15 protein-coding genes and 1 pseudogene are annotated in these 26,120 nt (G+C 51.4%); 1 reads left to right on the top strand and 15 read right to left on the bottom strand.

What is annotated here, in order from left to right:
- Window positions 1-124 precede the first annotated feature (124 nt).
- Window positions 125-1,903: a DEAD/DEAH box helicase gene (locus NEV57_RS08750; protein ID WP_257657935.1), complete on the top strand. Its 1,779-nt coding sequence runs from the start codon at window positions 125-127 to the stop codon at window positions 1,901-1,903.
- 76 nt (window positions 1,904-1,979) lie between these two features.
- On the opposite strand, the gene NEV57_RS08745 is transcribed toward NEV57_RS08750, so the two are convergent.
- From NEV57_RS08745 to NEV57_RS08675, 15 genes and pseudogenes are all read right to left on the bottom strand, one after another.
- The gene (locus tag NEV57_RS08745; protein ID WP_257657934.1) at window positions 1,980-2,555 is read right to left on the bottom strand and encodes a lipocalin family protein; all 576 of its coding nucleotides are present in this window, start codon (window positions 2,553-2,555) and stop codon (window positions 1,980-1,982) included.
- A gap of 35 nt (window positions 2,556-2,590) precedes the next feature.
- Window positions 2,591-3,280: an ATP-dependent Clp protease proteolytic subunit gene (locus NEV57_RS08740; protein ID WP_257657933.1), complete on the bottom strand. Its 690-nt coding sequence runs from the start codon at window positions 3,278-3,280 to the stop codon at window positions 2,591-2,593.
- A 104-nt stretch (window positions 3,281-3,384) separates the two neighbouring features.
- Window positions 3,385-3,654 carry a hypothetical protein gene (locus NEV57_RS08735; RefSeq protein WP_257657932.1) on the bottom strand — a complete coding sequence of 90 codons (270 nt, stop codon included), beginning with the start codon at window positions 3,652-3,654 and terminating at the stop codon, window positions 3,385-3,387.
- A complete protein-coding gene (locus tag NEV57_RS08730) occupies window positions 3,635-4,204 on the bottom strand; it encodes an RNA polymerase sigma factor (protein ID WP_257657931.1) in 570 nt (189 codons plus the stop codon). The genes NEV57_RS08735 and NEV57_RS08730 overlap by 20 nt, the downstream gene beginning before the upstream one ends.
- Before the next feature lie 54 nt (window positions 4,205-4,258).
- Window positions 4,259-5,131: a retropepsin-like aspartic protease gene (locus tag NEV57_RS08725; RefSeq protein WP_257657930.1), complete on the bottom strand. Its 873-nt coding sequence runs from the start codon at window positions 5,129-5,131 to the stop codon at window positions 4,259-4,261.
- Between the two features lie 40 nt (window positions 5,132-5,171).
- On the bottom strand, window positions 5,172-5,369 hold the full coding sequence (locus NEV57_RS08720; protein ID WP_372340067.1) for a hypothetical protein: 198 nt from the start codon (window positions 5,367-5,369) through the stop codon (window positions 5,172-5,174).
- On the bottom strand, window positions 5,350-6,528 hold the full coding sequence (locus NEV57_RS08715; RefSeq protein ID WP_257657929.1) for a PepSY-associated TM helix domain-containing protein: 1,179 nt from the start codon (window positions 6,526-6,528) through the stop codon (window positions 5,350-5,352). Before NEV57_RS08715 ends, NEV57_RS08720 begins: the two co-directional genes overlap by 20 nt.
- Window positions 6,529-6,564: 36 nt before the next feature.
- Window positions 6,565-8,982: a TonB-dependent receptor gene (locus NEV57_RS08710; RefSeq protein WP_257657928.1), complete on the bottom strand. Its 2,418-nt coding sequence runs from the start codon at window positions 8,980-8,982 to the stop codon at window positions 6,565-6,567.
- Window positions 8,983-9,421: 439 nt separating this feature from the next.
- Window positions 9,422-10,312: pseudogene (locus NEV57_RS08705) on the bottom strand (PorP/SprF family type IX secretion system membrane protein).
- Window positions 10,313-10,341: 29 nt separating this feature from the next.
- Complete coding sequence (locus NEV57_RS08700) at window positions 10,342-18,423, bottom strand: BspA family leucine-rich repeat surface protein (protein ID WP_257657927.1); 8,082 nt, start codon at window positions 18,421-18,423, stop codon at window positions 10,342-10,344.
- A 77-nt stretch (window positions 18,424-18,500) separates the two neighbouring features.
- Window positions 18,501-19,121 carry a response regulator gene (locus NEV57_RS08695; protein ID WP_257657926.1) on the bottom strand — a complete coding sequence of 207 codons (621 nt, stop codon included), beginning with the start codon at window positions 19,119-19,121 and terminating at the stop codon, window positions 18,501-18,503.
- A 123-nt stretch (window positions 19,122-19,244) separates the two neighbouring features.
- Window positions 19,245-22,268, bottom strand: coding sequence for a sensor histidine kinase (locus NEV57_RS08690; protein ID WP_257657925.1), 3,024 nt, complete (start codon window positions 22,266-22,268; stop codon window positions 19,245-19,247).
- A 159-nt stretch (window positions 22,269-22,427) separates the two neighbouring features.
- The gene (locus NEV57_RS08685; protein ID WP_257657924.1) at window positions 22,428-24,638 is read right to left on the bottom strand and encodes a multicopper oxidase domain-containing protein; all 2,211 of its coding nucleotides are present in this window, start codon (window positions 24,636-24,638) and stop codon (window positions 22,428-22,430) included.
- A gap of 108 nt (window positions 24,639-24,746) precedes the next feature.
- Window positions 24,747-25,175: a TRASH domain-containing protein gene (locus tag NEV57_RS08680; RefSeq protein WP_257657923.1), complete on the bottom strand. Its 429-nt coding sequence runs from the start codon at window positions 25,173-25,175 to the stop codon at window positions 24,747-24,749.
- A 29-nt stretch (window positions 25,176-25,204) separates the two neighbouring features.
- Window positions 25,205-26,083, bottom strand: a complete 879-nt coding sequence (locus tag NEV57_RS08675) for a DUF3347 domain-containing protein (protein ID WP_257657922.1) — start codon at window positions 26,081-26,083, stop codon at window positions 25,205-25,207.
- Window positions 26,084-26,120: the final 37 nt, after the last annotated feature.

The following is a 26,120-nucleotide window of genomic DNA, read 5'->3' as shown; positions in this document are numbered from 1 at the left end:
CCTAACGCGCCGGTAGATCTACCGGCGCTTTTTTTATGTATTGATTTTATGTTTGTATATGTCATTAATTAACAGTACCTTTGCACCGCCTTAGGCAATAGTGCCTATTGTATATTAAATATTGATGAACCCATTTATTGAACTTGGGATCCGTCATGATATTGTTAATGCCATCAGTGAGCTGGGCTTCGAGAAACCCACTCCCATTCAGGAACAAGCCGTTCCCGTACTCCTTACTGGCAGCAACGATTTTGTCGGATTAGCCCAAACCGGTACCGGCAAAACCGCAGCTTTTGGTCTGCCCCTCCTCGAACTATTGGACTTTTCACAGAAACACCCGCAGGCATTGATTTTATGTCCTACGCGTGAGCTGTGTCTGCAGATCGCCAAAGACATTGAAAAATTTGCCAAGAACACGCCTAATGTACATGTCGTTGCCGTTTACGGTGGCGCCAGCATCAGCGACCAGTTACGGCAGATCCGCCGCGGTGTGCAGATCGTTGTGGCTACACCGGGCCGTATGCTTGACATCATTGGCCGTAATGCCATCGATTTCTCCGGAGTAAAGTATGTCGTTTTGGATGAAGCCGATGAAATGCTCAACATGGGCTTTCAGGAAGACATCAACAATATCCTGTCTACTACTCCCGAAGAGAAAAAGACCTGGCTGTTTTCAGCCACCATGCCCGCAGAAGTGCGCCGGATCGCCAAGAATTACATGACCGATCCGTTTGAGCTTACCGTGGGCACCAAAAACAGCGGCAACGCCAACATCGAACACCATTACTATGTGATCCGGGCCCGCGACAAATATGCCGCATTTAAGCGCATTGTCGATTCGAGTCCCGAGATTTTCGGTATTGTCTTTTGCCGTACCAAGATAGAAACACAGGAAATTGCCGAAGCATTAATCAAAGATGGTTACAATGCCGACGCGCTGCACGGCGACCTGTCGCAGCAGCAGCGTGATAAGGTTATGAAACGTTACCGCGACCGCAGCCTGCAGCTACTCATCGCAACCGATGTGGCCGCACGCGGCATCGACGTAAACGACGTGACCCACGTAATCAACTTTTCGTTACCGGATGAAATTGAAAATTACACCCACCGGAGCGGCCGTACAGCACGTGCCGGAAAGACCGGGGTATCTATTTCGCTCGTTAACCTGAAGGAGCTGGGCAAAATCCGCCAGATCGAAAAGGTCATCGGTAAATCTTTTGTAAAAATGGAAGTACCGAAAGGGGCCGATGTAGTAGGAAAACAGCTGTTTGCGCTGATCAACAAGGTACAACAGGTGGCCGTGAATGACGACCACATTGACCCGTACCTACCACAGATCATGGATAGTTTCGCCGAGCTGAGTAAGGAAGAAATCATCAAGCGTTTTACATCGCTTGAGTTCAACCGGTTCCTCGAATATTACCAACATGCACCCGACCTCAATGTTGACGCGAGCGAAAGCCGCGAAAACCGGGGCGACCGCAAAGGCCGCAGCGAGCGTTTTGGACGTGATGGTTATAAATCGGACTACACGCGGCTGTTCATTAACCTCGGATCGGTCGATAACTTTACCCGGGGCGATATGCTGGGCTACATCTGCAATAACACGCGGATCAGCGGAAAAGCCATCGGTAAAATCGATCTTAAGGGTGTTTATACATTCTTTGAAGTGGAAAACACTTCAGTAGACAAAGTATTCAGTGGATTTCAGCAGGTTGATTTCAATGGCCGTTCCGTCCGGGTAGAAAATGCCGGGGACAGCCATGGAGAAAAACGCAGTGGCGGCAAATCCTACCGCAATAGTGGTAATGGCGGTGGCGAAGGACGTAAACGCCGGGATCATAACGGTGGTGGCGGATTCCGCGACTTCTCGAGCAAACGCCGGGAAAAAAGCCGTTGGTAACCGCTTGCTATATTATAACAAAAACCTTCCACATGAAGTGGGAGGTTTTTTTTTGATCCATCAACACGTTTCGCAATCAGTCACCCCACTGCACGTGTGGCTCCTGTTGCTCCCGGTCGTGCTCGGTCCAGGTCAGCTTGCCGGTATCATAGCCAACGGAACGTGCCACCTGAAGATACTTGTCTTTTATCGCATCCGGGATCGTCGTTTCACGCGACAGAATCCAGAGGTACCGGAGGTTTTCGCCGGCAACCAGCGCATACCGGTAATCCGGATCGATAGCAATTACGTTATATCCTGAATAAAACGGGCCGAAAAAAGAGACTTTCAACCGGGCTTCAGCGGCGGTACCCACAAACACCGCCTTTCCTTCTGCCTGCTCCCAGCGACCGGTCTTGGTATTCAACCCACGGTTCAGCACACGGATACGGTCGTCAGCGGCCTGTCCATATTCGGCAGTAACGTTGTTTAAGTTCCGTTCAAAACGATGATCGATCCGTGCAATCTCATACCATTTTCCGAGGTACCTTTTGACATCAAACGGCCGTACCGGCTGTGCTTTTGGCGGGATCGTTTTACGCGACTGATACAGCATTACGCCCGCGCTTGCCAATGCCAGCGCTCCGATGTACCCAATTAATCTGTTGTTCATTCCAGGCTAACAACAGCGGTGGCAAAAAGTTTGGCTTAGCTGTTTCCCACTACTTCATCCACCATACCGAACGCTTTTGCCTCTGCCGCCGTCATCCAATAGTCGCGACCGGAAGCGGTGTCTACCCGCTCATACGGCTGCCCGCTGTGCTCCGCAATAATACCATATAGTTCCTGCTGTATTTTGAGGATCTGCCGGGTGCTGATATCCATATCCGCGGCCGTACCCTGCATCCCACCTGAAGGCTGGTGGATCATTACGCGGGAGTGTTTCAGTGCCGCACGTTTGCCGCTGGCTCCGGCACAAAGCAATACGGCACTCATGGAGAGCGCAACCCCGGTGCAAATCGTCGCCACATCAGGACCGATATATTGCATCGTGTCGTAGATACCCAGCCCGGCATATACAGATCCGCCCGGAGAGTTGATATACAGCTGAATATCTTTTTTAGCGTCAACCGATTGGAGAAAAAGCAATTGTGCCTGAATGATATTGGCTACCCGGTCATCCACGGGCTCTCCAAGAAAAATCACGCGGTCTACCATCAGGCGCGAAAACACATCCATCTGCGCCACATTTAACTGCCGCTCCTCCGTGATGTAAGGTGTCATGGCCGTGGGCAGTGTCAATCCGCGGCCGTTCGAAATAAACGGATCGATTGCAGTGCCACTTATTCCTAAATGGCCTGTTGCATATTTTCGGAATTCATTGTTATATTCATTCATAATTACATTTATTAGTTATATTGATAATCAAATAATTAGTCATGGCGATGCCTGCACATCGATTTCGCGATGTGTTTCCTGTAAAACCTAAAGCAGCAAAGGAATTATTTACGGAAGAAAGCCCGTATCTTTTCGGCAAATGTCCGGTGTTCGAGTGTAGTAAAAAGCGTTTGGTGGATCTGTTTCAGTTCGCCGCGTAATTGGGTACGTCCGCATGCGCGAATGGCCGTGTAAGCGGCACGTTGCCAATGCACAGCTTCCCTGAATTCGAGGTCCAAAAGCTGCCTTGCTTCAAACAATGCCTGCTGTTCACCGGAAGCATTACCCAGCAGGCAATTTTCCCGCTGCTGCCACTCATTCAACGAAATCTTCATACTGCAACGATTTTTGTCTAACCAGCTGTTTCACCTTTTGCAGGCATTTGAATTTCTGTGCGGTCGCCGAACGGGCTCCCGAAAACCCGAAGCGCGAAGCGATTTCCACCATATCCAGCTTTTCGTAGTAAAAGGCAGTAAGCAGCCGCATGCATTGCTGCCCGGCAGCCTGTAATACGCGTACGACGCGCTGCGCAACGACCTGCTGTTCAGCAGGCTGGGACCATTCATTTTCCTGGTCCTCCCAGTACCCAGCCATCAATTCGTCAAGTGATGTCTGCCGTTGATGCTCATGATACCGCTTTTTCCACAGGTAACGTGCAATACCAAAAACATACGCGCCTTCATCCTGCGCCAGGTGGAGCTGTGATTCGCGGGTTTTTTCATAAAACGCCAGCAATGCATCCTGGAAGACATCTTCCGCTTCATCCAGCGTCCCTCCACGTTTTGCGATGTAATGGGCCACCGATGGAAAGCACTTTTTATATAGCGTCATGAAAACTGCCTGTCGGTCGGCCATACATTCATAACGTGTTTCTGTTCTGCTCATCCGCGTTTCCTTTTCTAATACGTGCAGTTTTATCAGTAAAGATCACCCGGAAAATTATTTTTTTATTGTTAAAAGGTAAATCCGTCTGTCAGGAATGCTGATTGTTATCTGCTTACCCAGCCAGTCGATTCCGGTTTTTCCTTCATAAATCAGGCCATCAACAAACAGCGCGCTGAAATCCGCTAGACGCACCTGACCACCTTCCGTTGCGAGTGCCTGAACCTGTCCACGATAAAACCGATCAATCCTATTCGCATCGAACTCGCTTTGTCGTTCGGTTTCCTCAAACGTATTTTTATCCAGCTTCAGCGCATCCATCAGCCGGGTACTGAACCAAAACGAACCGTTACCGGCCCCCGAATCCAGCAATACTTGGATAGTCAGTGTATCATTCACGCGTACGTTGGTAAAAATGTCCAGGGCCTTACCGGCATAATCGGCTACCTGGATATCAATAAAATCTCGCTTTTGCGCCTCCGTAAGCGGATCGAAAGAAAGTATCCGGTTTTCAAAATCTATGGTAACCGGTGTATGTTCAAAAGGCTGGAGCGACAGTATGCCGTCGATCCCCTCAATATCCATATCAAACGTGCTATACACCTGGCTGGTAAGTACCAGATCCCCTATAATCAAAGAGTCTATTTCATAGATAGGCACGGTCACCGCCTCTCCGGTAGCCCGGTGCCCCGTAAAGAAATGATGCGTTTCATGCGATTTCCCCAGCTTCTCAGCAAAACGATTGAAAAGCAGGTTATGCCCGCCACCCGTATCAAATATAAAATTTCCGGTGACACCATTAAACGTTGCCTGCATGATGATATGGCCCGATTCCAATAAGGTGAAGGGAATCGGTTGCAGCGACTGCGCCGATACCATACGGCCGGAGAGCAGCAGCATTAACGTGATCAATAATCGGGAACGTCCCATCTGTGCTGTTTTTCAGCAAATGTAAGGAAAGATGATGGCACTAACGCCGGAAAAAAGGAATGCCGTACCTAATCATCACATAAAGCGGGATTGCAAGCAAAACCCACGATACCGCATGCCAGGTAGCATCCGCGGACATGATGGCCGCCAATAAACCCAGCATGGTAATCACGCCCAGTAAAACCGGCATACCCCATAAGCCCATCCATGTGTTGCGGTTATTCAGCATCTTCTTCAATGGTTGAGAGGGTTAAGGACTCCGCAGATTCTGCATTTTTGACCATCCGTTTCAGCTGTTCGGCTTTGGCCCTGCGTCGTGCGAACCAAAGATATAAGCCGGAAATAAGCACAACAATGGTCAATACATCAAACAGTGCCCATATAATTTTCATAGGCATGCCACCATAGTCCCCAAAATGGAAAGGCTGCGAGACAAAAATGGTCTTCAGGTACCACGGCATATCCCGCATGTCGGTCAGTTCGCCCGTTTTGGCATCAATCAGCGCCGGTTTGATGATCCTGGAGGTAAGCGGCGTTGTTCCGATCATATACACGGCATAGTGGTGGTTGCTGGAATAAAGCGTACCGGGATATGCTACAAATGACACCTCCATGCCCGGTGCGGCAGCCTGTGCCGTATCAAGTGCCGCCTGCAGGGAGCTGAGTTCCCCTTTCACCCTTGGCTGCCCTTCATAGGCAGCTACCATTTCGGCCAGCTGCCCGGCGCGCCAGCTTTCCAGTGCCGGTGTAGCCAGCGTATTAATCACCCCGGTTAATCCAACCACCGACGCCCATGCCAATGTTACAATACCCAGCAGGTTATGCAGGTCGAGCCACCGCAGCCGATTTGATTTTTCCGTCCGGATCATGCCAAAATCAAAGTGTTTCATAATCGGGCCATACAGCACCACACCCGATACAATGGCCACAAAAAACAGCAGCCCCATAAAACCGAGAAACAGCATTCCCGGCACCCCGGCCAACAGTTCCACATGCAGGTAATACATGACCAGCATAAAATCCATCTCGTTGGGCGGTGTCTCCAGCACGGTAGCCGAGTGCTCATCCATGGTCAGGTAATGGTCCGCCTCAATCGGCGCCTCCGCAGAGTCGGCCAGCGTCACGAACATCTGTCCGGGATGATGGTCCTGATCCCAGAATATGTATTTCACTTCCTTTCCGGGAATCTCATCCATTGCCGCCTGCAGGACTACGTCTTTGGTCAGTGGTGTGGGTCCCGGTTCGGATACCGCAAGCTCATCGTGTATCAGGTGGTCGATCTCTTCGTAAAAAATCAGCGGCAGTCCGGTAATGCACAGCATCAACAGGAATACGGTGCAGACGAGGCTCGTCCACTTGTGGATGTTAAACCAGTTTCTTATTGTCTGTGCTTTCACTTGCTGAAATTAATCAATTTCCCTAACGGGCTAAAATTAAAATTTATAGGCCACACTGGCAGCCACGTTACGTCCCTTTTGTGGATTTACCGACCAGTAACCGATATAATACTCCTCATCAGCCAGGTTATTCACATTAAAGGCAATGCGCACATGTTCACCATTATAGAATACGCTCGCGTTCAATAATGTGTATTCGGGCAGGTAAAAATTACCCGTCTGGCTGTTGTCAATGACCTTATACCGGCTGGCGTAATTGCCCCCGATTCCAATGCCGTAGTTTTTCAAACTGCCATTCAGAAACCGGTACGTGGCCCAGAGGTTGGCCAGGTTCTGCGGTCCCTGTCCGCCCGGACTTCTTCCCGGTTCGGAATAAAAATCGTTGTCATTGCCTTCAATCACCTTCGTTTCGTTATAGCTGTAGCCGGCAATCACGTTCAGCCCGGCAACAGGCTGCGCATTCAGGTCAAATTCCACGCCTTTACTCCCCACTTTACCCCCCTGCACGGAATTGTTGGGGTTGGTCGGATCCGGATACACCCGGTCGGATACCTTAATGTCGTACAGCGATACCGTGGCATACAGCTTATCCGCAAACAGGTTGGTTTTGACACCGTATTCCCACTGGTTGGCCTGCTCGGGCCTAAAGGACTGTACCCGCAGGAAATTGCCGTCCTGGTCAAACACCTGGGCCGGTGCTTCATTGATAAATGCATTCATGTAGCTGGCAAAAATGGACACTTTATCAAGCACCGGCTGGTATACCAGCCCAAATTTCGGTGACAGCGCAAACTGGTCAAAATCATCTTCGTCGGTATTCTTCTCTCCCATCGAATCAAAATAGTCTGCCCGCAGGCTTACCATGGCCAGGATACCGGGTGTTACATTCAGCACGTTGGACACATAAGCACCATACGCGCTGTTGGAGATATTGCTCATCGTTCCTTCCAGGCCACCCAACAGGTTTTCCACGGAAGCCTTGGTCAGGTATACCGGCGGCATTTCCTCGCCTGTAAATGGATCGATGTAATTGACGTCGCCCTGTGGCGTTACATTGCGGGCCCATCCCCACCCCGATCCATTGTCAACGATATCGCGGCGATAATAATCCAGTCCGGCTACCAGCCGGTTCCGCATGTTTCCGATTTGGAAGTCGCCATTAAAGTTCTGCTGGATATTTGTCGTATGCGTCGTCTGCAATTCCTTATGGAAATACTGGCTAAATTCGTTATCACCGGCCACGTCATCCCAGAGGTATGTATAATAGCCATCGGATTTTATCGTTCCGCGGGAGACCACAGTCTGCGATGTCCAGCGGTCAGATAACTTATAGACCATCTGTGCCTGCAGGTTATACTTCGGGTTTTTTATGGTAATGTCATTGCTGGTAAACGAAAGGGAATTGTTCAGGTTCAGTTCCTCGATGGTGGTAAAGTCAAGCGGACTTAACCGGTCGGAATGGAAAAATACCGGGGCTACGGCACGCTCTTCCTCCAGGATTTCGGCCAGCACCTGAAAAGACAGCCGGTCATTTACTTCATACGCGAGTGTAGGGGCAATAAAAAATGACTTTTTGAATCCCGCATCCTGGAAGCTGCCCTCCGAATGATAGGCGGCATTAACGCGCATGGTGATCTTCTCCGTTTTGCTCAGCGGCGTGTTGATGTCTGCTGTAATGCGGTTCAGGCCAAAACTGCCCAGGTTATAAGCTACCTCACCACCGAAACCATCATAAGGCTTTTTGGTAATGGTATTGATCAGACCGCCATAGCTGTAAAAGCTGCCCCCGAACAAGGTGCCTGATGGCCCCTTCATGACCTGAATCTCCTCAACATTCGCCGGGTCAAGGTTACCGCTGGTGAGCCCCGGCAGTCCGTTGGTCAGTGCCGGCTGGGCGTCAAAACCCCGCAGGGCGAAATAAGCTGCACCATCGCCCGCCCGTCCGGTAGCCTCCCAGGTACGTGTGATACCGGGTATATTGCGGAACGCATCATCATAATTGCTGATCACCTGCTGTTTCATTAACTCTGCGGAAACCGTGTTGTATACTTGTGGGTTTTCCAGGTTCTTCAACGGCATTTTGGCAATATTTGTCGGCTTATTGGCTGGCCGTTGTGAGGAAACGACCACTTCGCGGAGCTGTGCCGAATTTTCACGCAGGGTAAAATTCACCGTCACTGTTTCGTTGGCTTGTACGGTGACGGTACGTTCCTGTGTTTCGAGGCCAATGAATGAGGCAACGACCGTCTGCCTGCCCGGTTGTACATTATTGATCTGGTAATTGCCATTGCGGCCGACGGTAGCACCGCGGCTGGTTCCATTCACCGTTACGTTGACCGATTCAGCCGGCCGGCCGTCATACGTGGTTACTGTACCGGTGATGGTTCCGGTTTGGGCAGATGCCAATACGGTCGTCAACAGCAATAAAAAAGTGTAGTAATATTTTTGGTTCATTTATTTTGATTTTTTGCGGGGGTAAAATTATTATTTAAATTAAATCCAAACAATAAATAAATAAATTAATTTGAAAATAAAGTACCTAACACCTTATGTATGAACCACAAAATCACCGGATGGCTTTATATTGTAGCCAGGTTACTCCATCTTTTTTCTCCAAACAGGTATTGGTCCGTGCCCGGGCTGGATGGGCAAGGGTGATGTTACAGCAATGGGGATCAGTACATTCTTCGGGACCGTCACAGCGCGTATCCGGCAGTGTTTCGACACCGCTTCGCTATGTGTCCACCCTGTGAGCACGGTGAGTCCACGTTGAGTCCACGTTTCAAGTGATGGAAGGTGCCGTTACCGTAGTGGAAGTCCGGTCGCAACCTGCTCGCACAGCGAACGTGTTACGACCGGATAACGGAACAATCTCAATGAAAAGACGAGTAGATTAAAGCAAGCTATTCGTTCCGCCGAAGCGGTATTGCAGTCCGATCTCATGGGTACTGTTATTCATCCGGCGGTTCAGCGGCTCATTGCCCGGATTGAACTGGTAACTGTAACCCAGACCGAAACCCCCGAAACGGAACTCCGCAAGACCCGCTACGTCCCCGTAGCTCCGCACATTGACTCCAAGACCGAATACCTCCCGGACAAAGAACATCGCCTGCACATCCGCCTGAGGACGCAGGTTCTCCGCATACGTCACCAGCAGCGACGGACGGACTCCGATGTCAGCCCCGAGCGTGAAAAGCGCACCAGCAGTCAGGTGTTACTGTTTGCGTATTTAATAGCGGCTCCATTCACCCACACCAAGCGTCCCCAGCATCCGACGCGGAAGTTATAGTCCGACATAATAACGGCCAGGACGGTAAACAACACCCCCGAAGCCTACCAGCGCATCCGTCTCCCGCACATCCTCACGGAATGCCGGATCTCCCGGGTCAAGCTGTGAGAAACGCCCGTCCATGTAACTGACCCCCGCGTTCAGCGAAAGACCAACATACTCGCTCTCTGAGATGCGGATACCCTTGGCAAAGAAAACGCCCGCCTCCGTCAGCTTCTCAACCGCCAGCCGCTCGTGCCGGAGCGTCAATCCGCCCGTGGCCCCGGTGGTCCCGAAACCCATATGGCCGCTGCCCCAGAAGGCCGTCGGCGCACCCTCGATCCCGACCCACTGCCGGCGGCCCAGGAACGATACCTCTCCCTCCGGGTGGAGCAGGCTCAGTGCCGGGTTCACGACCGTACGCTGGTGGCCGTATTGCGTGTGGGTAAGCGGCTGCTGCGCCCGCAGGGTAAAAGCGGTTGCCGATAATATTACTATCAATAGTGTCTTTTTCATCGCTCGTTGTTTTTCAGTGACGCCGCAGATCAGTACCGCAGCACAAAGTAACCCTTCTCATGCTTCCAGCGGCCGTCGACTTTTACCTCAAGGATATAGAAGTATGTCCCGGCAGGGGCATTATGGCCGCCCGTGAGCCGCCCGCGGAACGCCACCCGGCTGTTGTCGTAGCCGCCCGCTTCCCAGATCAGCGTACCGTTCCGGTTAACGATTGTCAGCCGGTTCTCGGGGTAATCCCCGATCCCTTCAACCATCAGGAACTCGTTGATCCCGTCGCCGTTCGGGGAGATCACCATAGCTACCCGCACCGGCAGGCTGGCAGACGGGTCAATCACGCGGACGGTAACCGTCACCGGGTCGGCAGGTTCGTGATTAGCATCACCTGCCTGCACGGCCGTAATCCTCACCGTGCCCAGCCGGTGGATGGAAAGCGTGCTGCCATCCAGGGTGGCCACCTGTTCGTCATCCACGCTCAACGTCACCGGTAGGCCGCTTGAGGCCGTTACGTCTAATTGTATGGCCCCAGCATCACGGTTCACCTCCGCGGGGGCATTGAACGTGATGGCCTGGGCGGCTTTCCCGACCGTCAGCACCCGGCTGACGGACGGACGGTTGCCGTAATTCCCGTTCTCCGCTACCGTGGCCGTGATTGTCGCCTCACCCGCACCCGTGATCCGAATCAGCCCCCCTTCCGTAACCTCGGCCACCACCGGGTTGCTGCTCGTGTACACGATGGCTTCCCCGCTGCTTGCCGTGGCACCCGCATCAAAGTCCCCATCCCCATACGTCTTCGCAGCCAGTGCCGGGAAGTCCAGTGTCCGTTCCGCCGGCGTAATGGTCAGCGTGGCCGTCAGCTCCAGGTCATCGTAATTATCCCCCCCGTCGATCAGCGCCGCGACCTGCTGGCTGCCCACGGCCGTGCGGCCGTTGTTTTCGTAACTCACCGTTACACCCTCTGGTAACGTCCCTTCGATTTTCAGGGACTTCGTTGTGCCATCATAGGTAAAGGAAGCATCATCAAACACGACGCCCTCATAACCTCCCGGGATAATGGCCAATGTGCCCACCTCAAATGTAATTTCATAATTATCCCCTGCGGATAAACTGCCCTGCGTAATCGGGTATTCACCTACAGCTTCTCCTTTTTCACGGGTTAATCCACCCGCGAAGGCATCATCGCCAATCAACGCCGGCACGGCCGTATAAGTCAGCACCGGATCAGCAGTACCATACACTTTCTGCTTATTATCCGCTGTCACATTCAGCTGCAGTGGGAGAATGACCAGTTTCGCCTGTAACTCCAGCGGCTCATAGTTGTTTCCGCTTACGGTTGCCGTGACCATATATTCACCCACATCAGTATGGCTTTGATTGGTATAGATAACATCAGCGCCTACGGGAAGATCCCCGGTAATCAGGATCTCCCGTTCGGCACCTTGGTAGATGTACACTGTATCTTCAAAATGCAAACCGGACAGCACCGCCTTCTCGATTGTCAATAGTGCTGTCAGTTCCATGTCGTCGTAATTATTTCCGCCATCGATAAAGGCGATCACCCTGTATGCACCGGCATCAGTCGCCCCATTGCCCTTTTCACCGTCGATCGTATACGTTGCTGTTGCCCCCTCCGGAAGGTCTCCCGTCAGTCCAAGCGTATGAACCGCTCCGTCGTAGGTCACCGTCAGGTCGGTAAATTCGACACCCTCAAAGCCCGCAGGCATGATGGTCAGCGTACCGGGTTCGAAAATGATTGCGTAATTATCATCGATCGACAAGTCACCCTGCAGGATGGCATAATCGCCCACATCTTCTCCTAGTTCACGATCCAGTGATCCCACAAAGGCAGCACCATCGATTAACGCCGGCGTGAAGGTATACGTCAGCGCCGGGTCATCCGCGCCGAACACCTTCGTTTTGTCTGTTGCCGTGACCGTGACCGCAAGCGGCGTGATCGTCAGCGTGGCCGTCAGTTCCGTATCTTCGTAGTTGTTTCCGCCATCGATCAACGCCGTCACTTCGTATGTGCCCGCTTGGATCGCACCGTTGCCCGGTTCACCCTCGATTTCATAGCTTACGGAGGCACCTTCAGGTAGATCACCCGTAAGCGAAAGCGTATGCTCGGCACCATTATAGGTAGCCGACAAATCGTTGAATGAAATACCTTCATAATCCGCTGGCGTAATAGTCAGCGTGGCCGCTTCAAAAGTGATGGTGTAGTTACCGCTGAGCGATAAGCTGCCCTGCGTAATGGTATAGTTGCCCGCATTCTCTCCCGGGTCGCGCGCAAGTCCGCCTGCAAATTCATCACTGCCAACCAGTGCCGGCGTGAATGCATAAGTCAGTTCCGGATCATCGGCACCATAAATCTTCGTCTGGTTTTCAGCGGCGACAGTAATCCCCATGGGAGTAATAACAAACGCCCCGTTTGCTTCATTGAACGCGATGGCATAATTACCTGCCAGCGTACCGTTAAATTCCGGCTCAATGTCGTAGGTACCCACATTTTCACCCACTTCGCGTGATGCAGCCGAAACAATGTCTGTGAGCCCGTCATCAAATGCCAGCGCGTTGCCGTCGGCCAGTTCAAAATCATACTCTTCCGGATCGTCTGTTCCGTACACCTTGCCTTGGCCGGCAGCTGGCACGATGGTGACAGGTTTCTGTCCGACCGTAACCGCCAATGCAACAGATGCCGCCTCAAAATTATCCGTTTCTACCTGTGACACGGTTAACGTGGCCGTTCCTGCCTGCCGTGCGGCGACCGCACTAAGGCTGGCCAGGTCAATTACCGTCGGGTCGGCATCGCCAAGCGCATAGGTAACCTCCCCTTCCGGATCGGTGGTACCGAACGCTAATACGCCCGTGTCACCATAGGTTAACGAAAGTCCCTCCGCCACATCGACCGTAGTACCGTCCCATGAAATGGTCAACACAGGTGTCCCTTTCGCAACCTCAACCGTCACTTCCGCCTGAAGGTCCTCCGGATTTAAATAACAAGCCTCCGCCGGAATCAACAGTGGCACGGCGAACACATAGATGCCCGCCACGTCACCGTTATATGCACCACCGGCCGGCGTGAGGAGTGTCCAGTTGTCCAGGTTGCCATCCAACGGAATGGAAACATCCGTGTCATCATTTAATCCGGCGGTCACGGTGGTCGGTAACCCGGTGATATCCCCCAGTGCCGTACCGTAGTTTACCGTTATTGCAGCCAACGCAGTTAGGTGCTCAATGGATACCCGTTCGCCCTGGTATTCGTAGGCTCCCATATCGATCACGCCGCCGCCTGCTTGGTTGTAGACCCGTGGATTGCCCGCCAAGTCGAGGTCATCTGCCAGGTTTCCACCGGCATCCGTGTATGCGGTGTTGCTGCCAGTGCTGATGGCTGGACTGCAGGCACTCGGTTGGAGGTAACCGGTTTCGCCGGGTGCAGTGCTCACAAATACCGGATCGGCATCGATGTTATTGCCTCCGTCCAGGATGCCCGTTGCATTGTTCCAGTTCGCACTTCCACCCGAATGAGCGACTAAGCTGTTGGCGACGGTTACATCGCCCCCCAATGATATGGATATGGATGCGGATGGATCAGCCGGGTCGCCTTCTACTTCATTCCCCCATATCACCACATTGTTCAGCGTGGTTGAAGTCTGCTCCACCTGTATTGCACCTCCATCGAAATGCGGAATAAAAACCCCGACAATCCAGTTTCCGTAGAATGTGGCATTGGTTACGGACAATGAGGTGCCATTACCACTGGTGTATATCCCACCACCCGGACCGGAAGACGTTCCGTCTTCGACCAGTCCGGCGCCATTGTGTGCGAATATCGCTTGGTTGATATCAACAGAACCCGCAAAATTGCGTATACCGCCACCACCGCCGGGCGCCATGTTCCGATAGAACGTCACGTTGGATAACTCCGGCGAGCCGATTTCTGTTGAGAGAGAAGTCGTGTTGTACAACCCGCCTCCCCACTCGCCCAAATTATTAAACCATACCATGCGCATCAATTGTGGCGATGAACTTACAAGATATGTCCCACCACCAAAAAACCGATAAACCGTCCGTCCCATTACGGACGAGCCCGACGTGTTACCGGTCGCGTAGCCACCGGTTACCGTAAACCCATCCATGAGGGCACTACCTACATTTCCCGATACAATGGTCACGTGATGCGCATTCTCGGTATGGTTATCATAATTGTCGGTATTGTCGTTTCCATTGAAATCACCGCTTAGGATACTGCCCTGTTCCGGGCTATTCATATCCGGCAGGATACGCTCATCCTCCAATGTTTCAATACCGGCAAGCGGATCAAACCCGCCATAAAGCTGCACATTGGGCACCAGCACAAAACTATTATCACGGCCGCCGTCCATGGTATATTGCGCGTCGGCTGCATGGTATAACGGCAGGTAGGTACCCTTGGCTACAAAGATGCGCAGTGGTTCAGTTTCCGTCCATCCCGGGCCGCCGCCATCGTGCTCCTCCCGGGCCCATTTGAGCGCATCGGCCAGCTCCGGGATGGCGTTTTCCCAGCTGTCGCCCAAACCAGTGTAACCTGCCGCGGTCTGGTCAACTTCCAGGTTAACGTAAAGGATATTATCAGCATCCGGAACTTTGCCGGTCGCCTTAACCGTATAAAAGACCCACGCCGAGTCGCACAGCGATGGGGTACCGTTGTCGCACACCTGATACAATAAGCTATCCAGACCGTGGTAGTCCGCATTCGGTGTATAGGTAAAGCTGCCGTCGGCATTGAGTACCACAGTGCCATTCACCGGGGCGGTTACCAGCGAAGCCGTCATCGCATTACCATCCGGATCACTATCATTGGTTAATACATTGCCGGTAGCCGGTATATTTTCGGTAACGGTTATCGAGTCGACTACGGCGGTTGGGCGGGTATTCAACTCCCCTTGGAACTCATACGCCCCCACATCGATCACGCCGCCAGCTGTTTGGTTATACACCCGTGGGTCGCCTGCCAAATCGACGTCGTTGGCCAGGTTTCCACCAGCATCGGTGTATGCCGTATTGCTGCCCGCATTGATGGCCGCACTGCTGGCTTTTAGGCTGTAATCACCGTTATCAGGATCGACAAAAATATCGGCAGCAGTAAGACCCGTGGCATCAATATTTCCATTGTCTGTGTTGGTGTTTCCTTCAATCAGCGAATTCGTAGTAGCGGCACGCAACTCCCCTACATCCCCCCAAGCAATGGTGTTGTTCAATTCCAGAACACCAGAGTGATTAAATGTGTTAGGACCATTCCCCGCAATAGTGGAATTGGTAATTTCCATGATTCCGGAAACATGAAGAATGCCACTGCCACGGTCATTAGCCGTGTTATCATAAATGCCGACGTTTATTAACTTCGGTGAAGATTCAAAACTAAATATCCCACCACCCCAAGTATAAGCTTTATTGTAACGAATACTGACATGAGTTAGCATTGGGGAAGATTCATTACTGTACATTCCGCCGCCCGATTCAGCTGCGTTGTTACGGATACTCATCCGGATTAGCGTTGGAGAAGAAAAATGATTAAAAATCCCCCCGCCATTTTGCCTTTGAAAATTTCTTCCATTAACGCTAACGGCATCAACACCATTAGCATTACCACCGGTCAACTCAAATCCATCAATCCGTGCAGTGCCAACCTCACCACTACCGATCACTACTTGGTAGGCATTTTCAGTATGATTGGCAAAATCGTCGGCATTATCGTTACCCAGGAAATCACCACTCAGAATGCTACCTTCGCCGAGCCCGTTCCTATCCGGCAAGATCCGCGCATCATCCAGTGTCTCAACCCCGGCGGCAGGATCAAACCCACCATATAGTTGCACGTTGGGTACCAGTACAAAGCTGTTATCCCGGCCACCATCGGCTGTATACGCCCCATCGGCGGCGTTGTAAAGCGGTTTATATTCTCCTTTGGCCACAAAGATGCGAAGAGGGTTAGCACCCGTCCATCCCGGGCTCCCGCCATCGTGCTGCTCTCTTGCCCATTTAAGCGCATCGGCCAGTTGCGGGATGGCATTTTCCCAGCTATTGCCGGCCCCGGTATAGTCCGCAGCGCTGGTATTTACGTTGATATCTACATAGAGGGTGTTGTTATCGGGGGTAACGGGGGTGCTCGGTAGCGTGATGCTACACGTCCCGAGCGCATCGCCCGTGATGTCCCACCCTAAATCATTAATTAGGAAGTCCCGATAGGTAGTAACATCCGGACTGTACTCCATTGGCGCCCAGGGGTGAAAAATAGCGCCCGCCTTGGTATTCGGATTTGTAGCCCATCCGTACAGCGTGTAACTATAGTTTTCGCAGCTCACACCGCTCTGGAAGAAAACGCCAACCGATCCAACAAAATTTGCTAAATTCCAGGCACCCAGCGACTGGTTAAAACTGGCGGCATCACGGAACATATAGTCGAAGTTTTCCAACTTACTTACATCCCAACTATCCAAGGGTTGATTGAAACTGGTTGCCCCGTCAAACATAAAACCCATATTGGTTACATTGCTCACGTCCCAGTTGTCCAAAGATTGATTGAAGCCAGTCACATCCTCAAACAAGTTACTTAAGTTGGTGACCGTGCTGACATCCCAATCATTGATGTTGGATATGGATTCGATTCCGCTTTTGCTAAAGGTAAAACTCAAGTCGGTCACACCAGTCAGGTCAGGGATGTCCGCCGCGGTGATCTTCAGGTTGTCACAACCGTAGAATACAAATCTACTCCAATGGATGGTGCCCCAGTTTTTCACCTCCAGCAGCTTAGACGCATCATTTCCAGCAAAATTATAAAAGAGTTGAATTGCATGAAAAGGGGTGCTTCCCGTTGGCACGATACGTACCTCATAGCTTCCTGGTTGTGGAAAAGTAATAATAGTCTCATCATTTCCACTCCCTGCCCCCGTAGCTGCCGGATTGTTGATATCCACCCAAGTATACGAAAACTCTCCGGTCGCCGGAATTCTGATTTGGTCGGGTCCGGTGCCAGCCGTATTATCCGTTTTCCAGACAGTGACAAAATTGCTCGGGTCGGCCGGACCAATGCCTCCACCACCACAATCGGTTGCTTCCGTATCGCCTGTAATCGTCCATCCTTTGCCAATCAATTGTTGCCGAGCAGTGGCAGCGGCCGTGCCCGGGCAATATTCCTGCCCAGCTGCATCCAGCGTGATATTCGACGGAACCGTAGGTAACGCCGCCCATCCGATAAGCGTAGCACCGTAATTGGCCGAAGAAAGACCGGTTGCAAGCAGCATGTCGTCCATATCCGTCACATTGGAAATGTCCCAACTGCCCAAGGATTGGTCAAAATCAAGGGCAATGAAGAACATGCTGTTCATCGTGGTTACATGCGATACATCCCAACCACTCAAGTCCTGGTTAAAGACCGGTGCCTGATAGAACATATAAGACATATCCGCGACGTTGCCTACATCCCAACCGCCGATGTCCTGGTTGAACACGGATGCCTGCCAGAACATCCCCTGCATGTTGGTTACATTGGATACATTCCAATTGCTGATGTTGCCATTGAACGCGAATGCGTTATAGAACATGCTGCTCATGTCGGTTATACCCGAAACATCCCACCCACTGAGGTCGCCGTTAACTGCTTCGGCGCCATCAAACATCCTCGCCAGCGACGACACACCGCTTAAATCCGGCACATCGGTTGCATTCAGCACCATATTTCTGGCGCCTGAAAAGGCACCTTCCATGGAAGACCACGGAATATCACCCCACTGTTCGATACTCGCCAGTTTATCGCTTACCTCATTACCGACACGTTGAAGCCGTATGGCCCGAAAGTTTCCACTAATGGTTACAACGTACGTACCGGCACTTGCGTATGTATGGCTGGCGTCGCCGGTTTGGGCATCCGATACCTCCCCGTCTCCCCAATCTACAGTATAATTATATCCGGTTACATCGTCGTTCACCGGGATGGTAATACTTTCATTGGAAGCGTTGGTTTTCCATGTGGTGACGAAAGGCTGTTGTGCCTTTACGGCAAAGCTTAGCAGCATAAACAGCGAAATCGTCCATAAGCATTTCAACGGCTTGAGCAGACGTGGTAGATATCTTTCCATAACGCCACAAATTGACGATAAATCGGATTGAAATGGTATCCCTCTTTGGGGGGAGACCAGGCCCCGCGGGGATATGGTTATTTGTATTTCCGGCTGATAAGTGCGTGTCGGCTGTTCACTTCCAGCTTCTGATAGATGTGCTTGATGTGGTACTTGACCGTTTCTACGGAAATATCGAGCCGGATGGCTACTTCTTTGTTTGTGAGCCCCTCCTCAATGGCTGCGGCAATCTGCGCCTCGCGCGGGGTAAGCTTTTCCCGGAGGTCCGTCGGGTTCCTGGGGTTGAAATACTCGACCACCATGCGGGCAATTCCCGGCGACATCGGTGCACCACCCTCGTACAGCGACAAAACGGCTTCTTTAATCTTCAACAGCGGTGTTTGCTTGAGCAGGTAGCCCGAAGCGCCATTGCACAACGCCTGGAACACCCGGTTAGCGTCGTCATATACCGTCAGCATAATCACCTGGCATTGTGGCGCATGCTTTTTGATACGCTGAACACCTTTGATGCCCGACTCGCCTGGGAGGCCGATGTCGGAAAGCACAATGTCCAGGTAAACCGTTTCTTTCCATTGTTCAAAAAAAGCAGCTACCGAATGCGCGGAGAGCAGACAGGAAAAACCCGGCTGGCTATCAAAAAAGTTAACCAGCGTGGTCCGAATCTGTTCGTCGTCTTCGATAATGCCTAGGCGTATCACGGTGTAAAGGTAGGTATTGACTGAGCAAGTTCCTATCCCTCTTTTGGGGAGTATGGAATACGCCCCGTTCTTCCGAAGGGATAACAGACCAACGGCATCAGCGAGACAGTGCTCCAGCAAAAGCTATGCGATCACCAATGTGAGCCGGAACACGCCCTCCTCCGCGGTACAGGAAAGCCGGCCGCCCATTTTAGCTGCACGTTGCTGCATACTTTGCATGCCCCTTCCCCCCTGGCGGTCTGCCATGTGGCTGTTACCGGCGGAATAGCGATTCGAGACACGTAGCTGAATTGAATGTTCCAGGTCTAATTCGATGGTGATTTCCGATCCGTCACCGTATTTAATGGCATTGGTGAGTGCCTCCTTGAAAATCAGGAACAGGTTCTGCCGGATAATCTGCGAAACGGGACGTGAAGTATAGCTGCCATGAATATCAAACCGGTAAACAGCATCCAGCTCCTCGCGGAGTTTGTATACGTAGTCCTTCATGCGGATTACCAGGTCTTTCACCGTATCGAAACGCGAATCAATCGACCATACCATGTCGCTCATTGTCAGCAATGCCTCTTTGCTCGTATCGGCAATCTGCTGCAGTTGTCTGCCGTCGCCCGGGTATTGTTTTGCCGACAGCGAGTCCGCCTGAAAGTAAATCCGCGTAAGTGAACTGCCTACTTCATCATGCAGGTCGCTGGCAATTTTAACACGCATTTTTTTCTCCTTTTGCAGCACATGCTCCCGGTACCGGAATACACTCCATATCAACAGGGCAATCGCCAGCAGCACCAATACCTTGAACCAGACGGTCTGGTGGAACGCCGGTTTCACAGTAAGCGGTACCTGAAGCGTAGCGCCTGCCTGCTGCCCATCCGGCAAGCGGGCCATAAGTTCCAGCTGGTAATCGCCTGGCGGCGTTTCTACAAACGCGATTTCCTGCCGGCTTCCCAGCGGGTACCAGTCGGTCTGGTTATCAAGCCGGTAAAAATACTGCAATCCCCTTGCGTACTCGCTCCATCCGCCGAAGCCAATTGAAAAATACCGCGTACCGGGTTCAACAACAATCGCGTTTTCCTTCAGGTAAGGGAATGCGTAGTGGCGTTGCGTCCCGGTCCCGCTGTGTTCAGTCGTCAGACGGGTGACCGTCAGTGGAATATCCTTCGATGGCGCCGCATTCAGCAACGCAGTTTCATCGTTCAGGCTAAAGCGTACCAGCCCGTTTATGGTACCCAGATACACCGTATCGCCTGCGTGGAAAACCGCACGGTGGTTAAATTCACTTGCCGGCAGCTGATCAAGCCGCGAATAATTCCGGATACGGTTGGTTTGCCGGTCAATGATGCTCATTCCGTTCTGGGTTGTGGCCACCACTTGCCGGCCTTCCGCTACAAGGCCGTATACCGTATTGTTTGTTAATCCGCCGCTATTGTCGATGGTGTCCTGTATCCGGCCATCCCTATCCAGTATGAAGATACCTTTGCCTTCTGTACCCACCCAAAATTCGGTACCCACCCGGATAATGCAATATACCGGGCTACCGGAAATACGGTAATGCAATGTGTCCGTATCCATATTCCATTCAGCCAGCCCTGCCGGTGTGCCAATCCACAGCTTTCCGTTGTTTTCCACGGTGCAAAGTATTTTGGTCTGTGCCAGTATATCGTCTTTGACCGGCTCATAGGTCTGCGTATACGGATTCACCAGCAGCAATCCGGTGTAGGTACCGACCCAGACCGATTCCCGCCCCGTCCGTGTGAGTGTGGTCATGTAGGTTTGCGGCGGGTGCAGTCCCGATCGCGCGGGGCGCAGTACCAGGGGTGTCAGTTTCCGTTTGTTCATTTCAAACCAGAATAGCCCATCCCCCTCTGTGCTCAGGAGCAATGTATCTGCATTCCAGTGGTGTATATCATAGACAAACTGATTGGATTCCGCTATTTTTTCACCTGTCTTTTCATCGATGGATACGAAACGGTCTTTATACGATCCGATGTAGAGGCGCCCGCCGGGATGTTTGTAAATGCTGCGGATACTGTTAATGGCTACTGCGTCGGTAAGCATCGTTTTGAAGAGTTGATTAGCCGGCACCAGCTGTACGATCAGGTTATTCAACGACATCAGCAGCGTATTTCCTTTATTTTCAAACCAGTCGATGTGATTATCCCTCATGTATTCCGGATAGGAGATCAGCCGCATGGTGATCGTGTCCTTAATGAAATCATATACAAATAGCTTCTCTTTCCCAATATCCGCGCGGTTGGTAAAAATCAATACGCTATCCGCTTTAAACGGGGCAAAAAAAGCGACTCCGTTCTTCCCCAGGTCGCTTGCAACGGCCGGCGACAGCCGTTCCATGGTTTCCGAATGGGTATCGAACACATATAATCCATGCTGTGGCACGTTAAAAAGGCATCTGCCCGAAGGGTGGAAGTAAACATCCCGGATTCCCCAGCCCTCAAATTCAGGCAGCCCGAAGTATTCGGGCGGTGAAAAGCGGCCCTCATTTACCCGTACCCGGATCATTTTACCTATTTCCGTCGTCATCCACAATTCACCGGGGTATGGCTCCATGATGGTGTAAATGGCAGCCAGACGGAATTGCCCGCGAAATTGCTCCGTGATATCCGTTATCAGCGCCAGGCTGTCATCCACGACCTGGTAGAGTTTTCCATCCCGGGTTCCGGCATAGATACGTCCATCAATGCCTTCACCGATGGACTGGATATTTGCTTCGCTTAATCCCGGCTGTTTGACAGCTCCTGTTTTCATCCGGACAGCGTTCCAGGTTTTCAGGTCGAACCGCGTCAGGCCATCGAGCCCGGCAATCCAAAGGTTGTCCCCCCGATCGGCCAGGATGTCGGTTATCGTGCTGTGCGGTATGGCCGGGTCACTGTTTCGGTCGAAACGGATCGTTTCACTGCCGTCGTACCGGTACAATCCGTCGTTGGTTACAAACCAAAGCAGTCCGGCCTGGTCCTTCTCGGTAAGCGTAATGATGCGGTCATCAAACTCCGCGGGCAACCCGATATCCCGGAATAGAAATCCGTTTTCCTGCGCGATGGCTGCTACCACGCCGCATAAGCATATGAGACTAACGATCAGGGGGGCTTTCCAGCGTATGGATGCCATACGCAACAACGGCAGATGTACTTTCACTATGTGATTTTCGTGCACAGGTAGAAATTGGGTGCCGGCCGGCTTACAGCGGCCGGCACCGGTGTACGAAAGTAAAAAGAAACACCATAACGGGCAACCCCATCTTCATAAATATCCAAACTTTTTTACAAAGCGGGTAACGCTATCCACCAACGGGGTCTAATAGTTTAATGACAACCCCACGCCAAATCCCATGTCGCTATCGTAATGCGTGCGGATCCCGATATTGCGGGTAATGATATAACGCAGTTCGCCCATATATTCCTTATCGGTATTTACCATGAAGCCTGCCCTTAACCGCCGGGTTACCGGTATATCTTCACGCATCAGCTGCAACCGGACAATCCCGTCGTGATATACCTCAGCCTGGAAATCGATAAGCATAGGCAGGGTATACAGCACGCCCACACTGAGCTGCCTTCTGCTGTCCTTCTTATTCACCTGGCCGAACATATTCTTCTCGTGCTCATCTATCCCCATCTTCCGGTATCGGTAGTCGAACCCCACAAACGGCATCAGCCACTGCATCCGCCCGATGTACCGCCCAACATGCGTTTCTACCTCGTAACCATGCATGGCATTATAGCCAACAGCCCATTCCACGCCTACGCCCCAACGGGCATTCTGTACCATCGCCATCCCGTCATTACCGTTGGTAGCCACATCGTTTTGGGCCATAAAATGCCACATATTGCTTTCGTGCTGCAGCATTCGATAGGCCATTTCCTTATCGTGCAGCAGCGGGTTATCGTATTCACCAACGGCAAAAACGCGGTTCATTCCGGCCATCATGTGGTAAAGGATATGGCAATGGAAAAACCAATCGCCTTCTGTATTGGCCTCAAACTCAATAATGTTGGTTTCCATCGGCATCATATCGAGTACATTTTTCAACGGAGCATATGCTCCCTGCCCGTTGATTACCCGGAAATCGAACCCATGAAGGTGCATGGGATGACGCATCATCGAATTGTTATACAGGGTAATACGTAATATTTCTCCTTTTTTCACCGGTATTTTGTCTTCCTCGGACAACACCCGGTTATCCATGCTCCATACATACCGGTTCATATTTCCGGTAAGGGTAAATTTCAGTTCACGCACCGGAGCTTCCGAATCGAGGGTTGTCGGATGCGGTGCTTTCAGCATCGCATGGTTCAGGGTTACCGGTCCATTAGCCCCCATCGCGTGGCCGCTATGCCCTGCATGCTCACCAGCAGCCTGGGGTTGGGCCTGTACCTCGGGATACATTACGGTGTTCATATCCATTTGCTGTAAGCTCATGTCCATGCCCATATCGTTCATGTCTCCATTCATCTTCATCATCCCATTCATCATCTTCATCCCTTTGAAATAGTTAAGCTTTGGCAAACGTGCCTGCAACTGGCGGACGCCGTCGCCAAGGAATAACGAGGCCGATCCCGAGCGGTCCTCGGCGGTAGCCAGCAGCTCATATGACGTATTTTCGGCTGGAATATTGACAACGATGTCATACGTTTCCGATACCCCGATGATCAGCCGGTCAACCTCAACCGGCACTACATCATTACCGTCATTGGCTACCACGGTGATTTTACCGCCGCCGTAAGTCAGCCAAAAATAGGATGACGCACCGCCATTGGACACCCGTAGGCGCACCCGGCTGCCAGGCTTGAACTCTGGCAGCTGACTTTGATTCTGGCCATTGATCAGGAATTTTTCATAATATACATCACTTACGTCCATCGCTTCCATCCGCTTCCACTCGTTTGTTACCTTGGTTTTAAAATGTCCGCCGTCAATAGCCTCAACATAACTCTGCACGGCATTTTTCTTAATACCAAACCAATCGCTTCCTGACGCAAGCATCCGCTGTACATTTTCCGGCTTCAAATCGGTCCACTCGCTCAGGATAACGGGTACCGTCGGCAGGTCGTCAATCCCTTCCCTAAACGTTGGGTCATTTTTCCGCTTGTGAAAAACCAGCGAGCCGTACATGCCAATCTGCTCCTGCATACCTGCGTGGCTGTGGTACCAATAGGTTCCATTCTGTTTCACCGGAAAGCGATAGGTATGTATCGCTCCTGGAGGCGTTGGCATCTGGGTAAGAAAAGGCACGCCGTCTTCCTTATTCGGCAGCTGCACCCCATGCCAGTGCAAGGCCGTGTTTTCATCCAGCAGGTTATGCAGCACGATTTCGGCCGTGTCACCTTCGGTAAATTCCAATGTAGGCATCGGTATCTGGCCGTTCACGGCAATCGCCCGCTTCTCCTTTCCGGAAAAGTTAACGATGGTATCCTTCACGTATAAGTCGTACCGCACTACCTTTTGTGCATATATAGTAGCATACGATGCCAGCATCAAGGAGGTCATCAGTATTTTGCGCTTCATGTTCATTTTATATCGGTATTTCAGCTGTATCGACGCACCCTTATTTACGATTAGCCATTACATAAACCAATGACTTATAGCATTAATAAGGTGGCCATTGCCGATACGTTATCTGGTAAGACTGCTTACGTAATTTGCATAGGTGGTTTTGCTCTCAAAATAAGAGACCTCACCGTTATCACCCGTGATCGCGATCAGGGCCGTTGCCTTGTCCACTTCCTTGTTGGATACCGGATCGATGGCAACGCGAACCGACTGATCCTGCGGGATTCGCTGCTGGCACATTTCACAGCAGCCGTAGTAGGTCTTTCCTTCCACTTTCACTACCAACTGTTTTTTTCCCATAAATGCGTCGTTTACCATGCATACTTCGTCATTGGGCACCACATCACCTTTATGGTAATTGGCTGCGTTTGCAACAGGTGCCATGGCAGTTTCCATGGGAGTTGCAGTCGTAGCGGTCTGTTCCTTACTTTGTTGTTCACTGCAGGCAGAAAATACGATAAGTAATCCTGCAATAGCGATTAATGATTTCATTTGAATCTTTTTTTTGTTGAAAAATTGCATTATTTCACCGTTTCCACCGTGTTGCCGCAGGTCAGCATCTGCGCACCGTAATATGGATTCTGTATGTCCTGATTCAGGCTCAGCCAGTGTGCCCCTTTGCTATTGTTGAACATCGGGCATCGTTGATAATAAACCGGTTGTGCGGTGCCCGACGCTTTCATCAACAGGTATACCTGTTCCGACAGGGAAGCAAAGTGGGTGCGCTGACGGGCAATGTCATCCGTGCCTGCAATGCGTTCAGTAACCGTCATGATCGATTCCTTTCCATTCATCCAGGTTTCATGTTCAGCAGAGGTCAATCCATCCATCTTTACTGCACCCAATGCGTCAAGAAATCGGGCTGCACTGGAAGCGGCCAGTGTACCGTCCGATTTTACCAATGCATCTTTCAAATTGAAATAATGATTGAATATGGCCTGGAATTGTCCTTCTTTTTCGTGTTGCGAAACGTCAGTTGCTGCCTGATGCGTGGAATGATCAGTGGCCGCGGCCTGTGAGGTATGATGCGGTGTATGCGCGTGCGTTGCAGGTGTATTGGTTTTAAATTCGCGGTTATATTGGCAGCATTCCGGAAGGCTGGCATAGGCTTCATCGGGTGCCAGGTACTGCGCGTTGTCGTACCCTGCAAGCGCAATCCGCTGAAGTATTTCGTCAGTATTGGTTTTAGACGGATTGTAAGTCAGTGTTGCTGCTCCAGTTTCCTGATTCCAATCGACGCTAGCTTCGTGTTTTACCGTGCCGGCTGTTTCGATGGCTTTTTTACACATTTCGCAGTTTCCGCTGATCAGCACCGTTTCCGTGGCCTCATATTTCGGTTGTGCGTATGTTGTGGACAGTAGCATAATACCTGCTGCCATCCAGAAAATGAATGATTTCATGGTTTTAATGTTAAAATAATTAAAAACTGCATTTGCC

This window comes from Parapedobacter lycopersici (genome assembly GCF_024643285.1).
Taxonomy (GTDB): domain Bacteria; phylum Bacteroidota; class Bacteroidia; order Sphingobacteriales; family Sphingobacteriaceae; genus Parapedobacter; species Parapedobacter lycopersici.
Note: the sequence above shows the minus strand (reverse complement) of the source record. Positions and strands in the feature narration are given on the sequence as shown.

Bases quoted from the DNA above. Each gene is read 5' to 3' on its own strand.
- NEV57_RS08700 (WP_257657927.1), bottom strand. From the start codon at position 18,423: ATGGAAAGATATCTACCACGTCTGCTCAAGCCGTTGAAATGCTTATGG.
- NEV57_RS08735 (WP_257657932.1), bottom strand. From the start codon at position 3,654: ATGAAGATTTCGTTGAATGAGTGGCAGCAGCGGGAAAATTGCCTGCTG.
- NEV57_RS08750 (WP_257657935.1), top strand. From the start codon at position 125: ATGAACCCATTTATTGAACTTGGGATCCGTCATGATATTGTTAATGCC.
- NEV57_RS08675 (WP_257657922.1), bottom strand. From the start codon at position 26,083: ATGAAATCATTCATTTTCTGGATGGCAGCAGGTATTATGCTACTGTCC.
- NEV57_RS08685 (WP_257657924.1), bottom strand. From the start codon at position 24,638: ATGAAGCGCAAAATACTGATGACCTCCTTGATGCTGGCATCGTATGCT.
- NEV57_RS08745 (WP_257657934.1), bottom strand. From the start codon at position 2,555: ATGAACAACAGATTAATTGGGTACATCGGAGCGCTGGCATTGGCAAGC.
- NEV57_RS08740 (WP_257657933.1), bottom strand. From the start codon at position 3,280: ATGAATGAATATAACAATGAATTCCGAAAATATGCAACAGGCCATTTA.
- NEV57_RS08680 (WP_257657923.1), bottom strand. From the start codon at position 25,175: ATGAAATCATTAATCGCTATTGCAGGATTACTTATCGTATTTTCTGCC.
- NEV57_RS08725 (WP_257657930.1), bottom strand. From the start codon at position 5,131: ATGGGACGTTCCCGATTATTGATCACGTTAATGCTGCTGCTCTCCGGC.
- NEV57_RS08730 (WP_257657931.1), bottom strand. From the start codon at position 4,204: ATGAGCAGAACAGAAACACGTTATGAATGTATGGCCGACCGACAGGCA.
- NEV57_RS08710 (WP_257657928.1), bottom strand. From the start codon at position 8,982: ATGAACCAAAAATATTACTACACTTTTTTATTGCTGTTGACGACCGTA.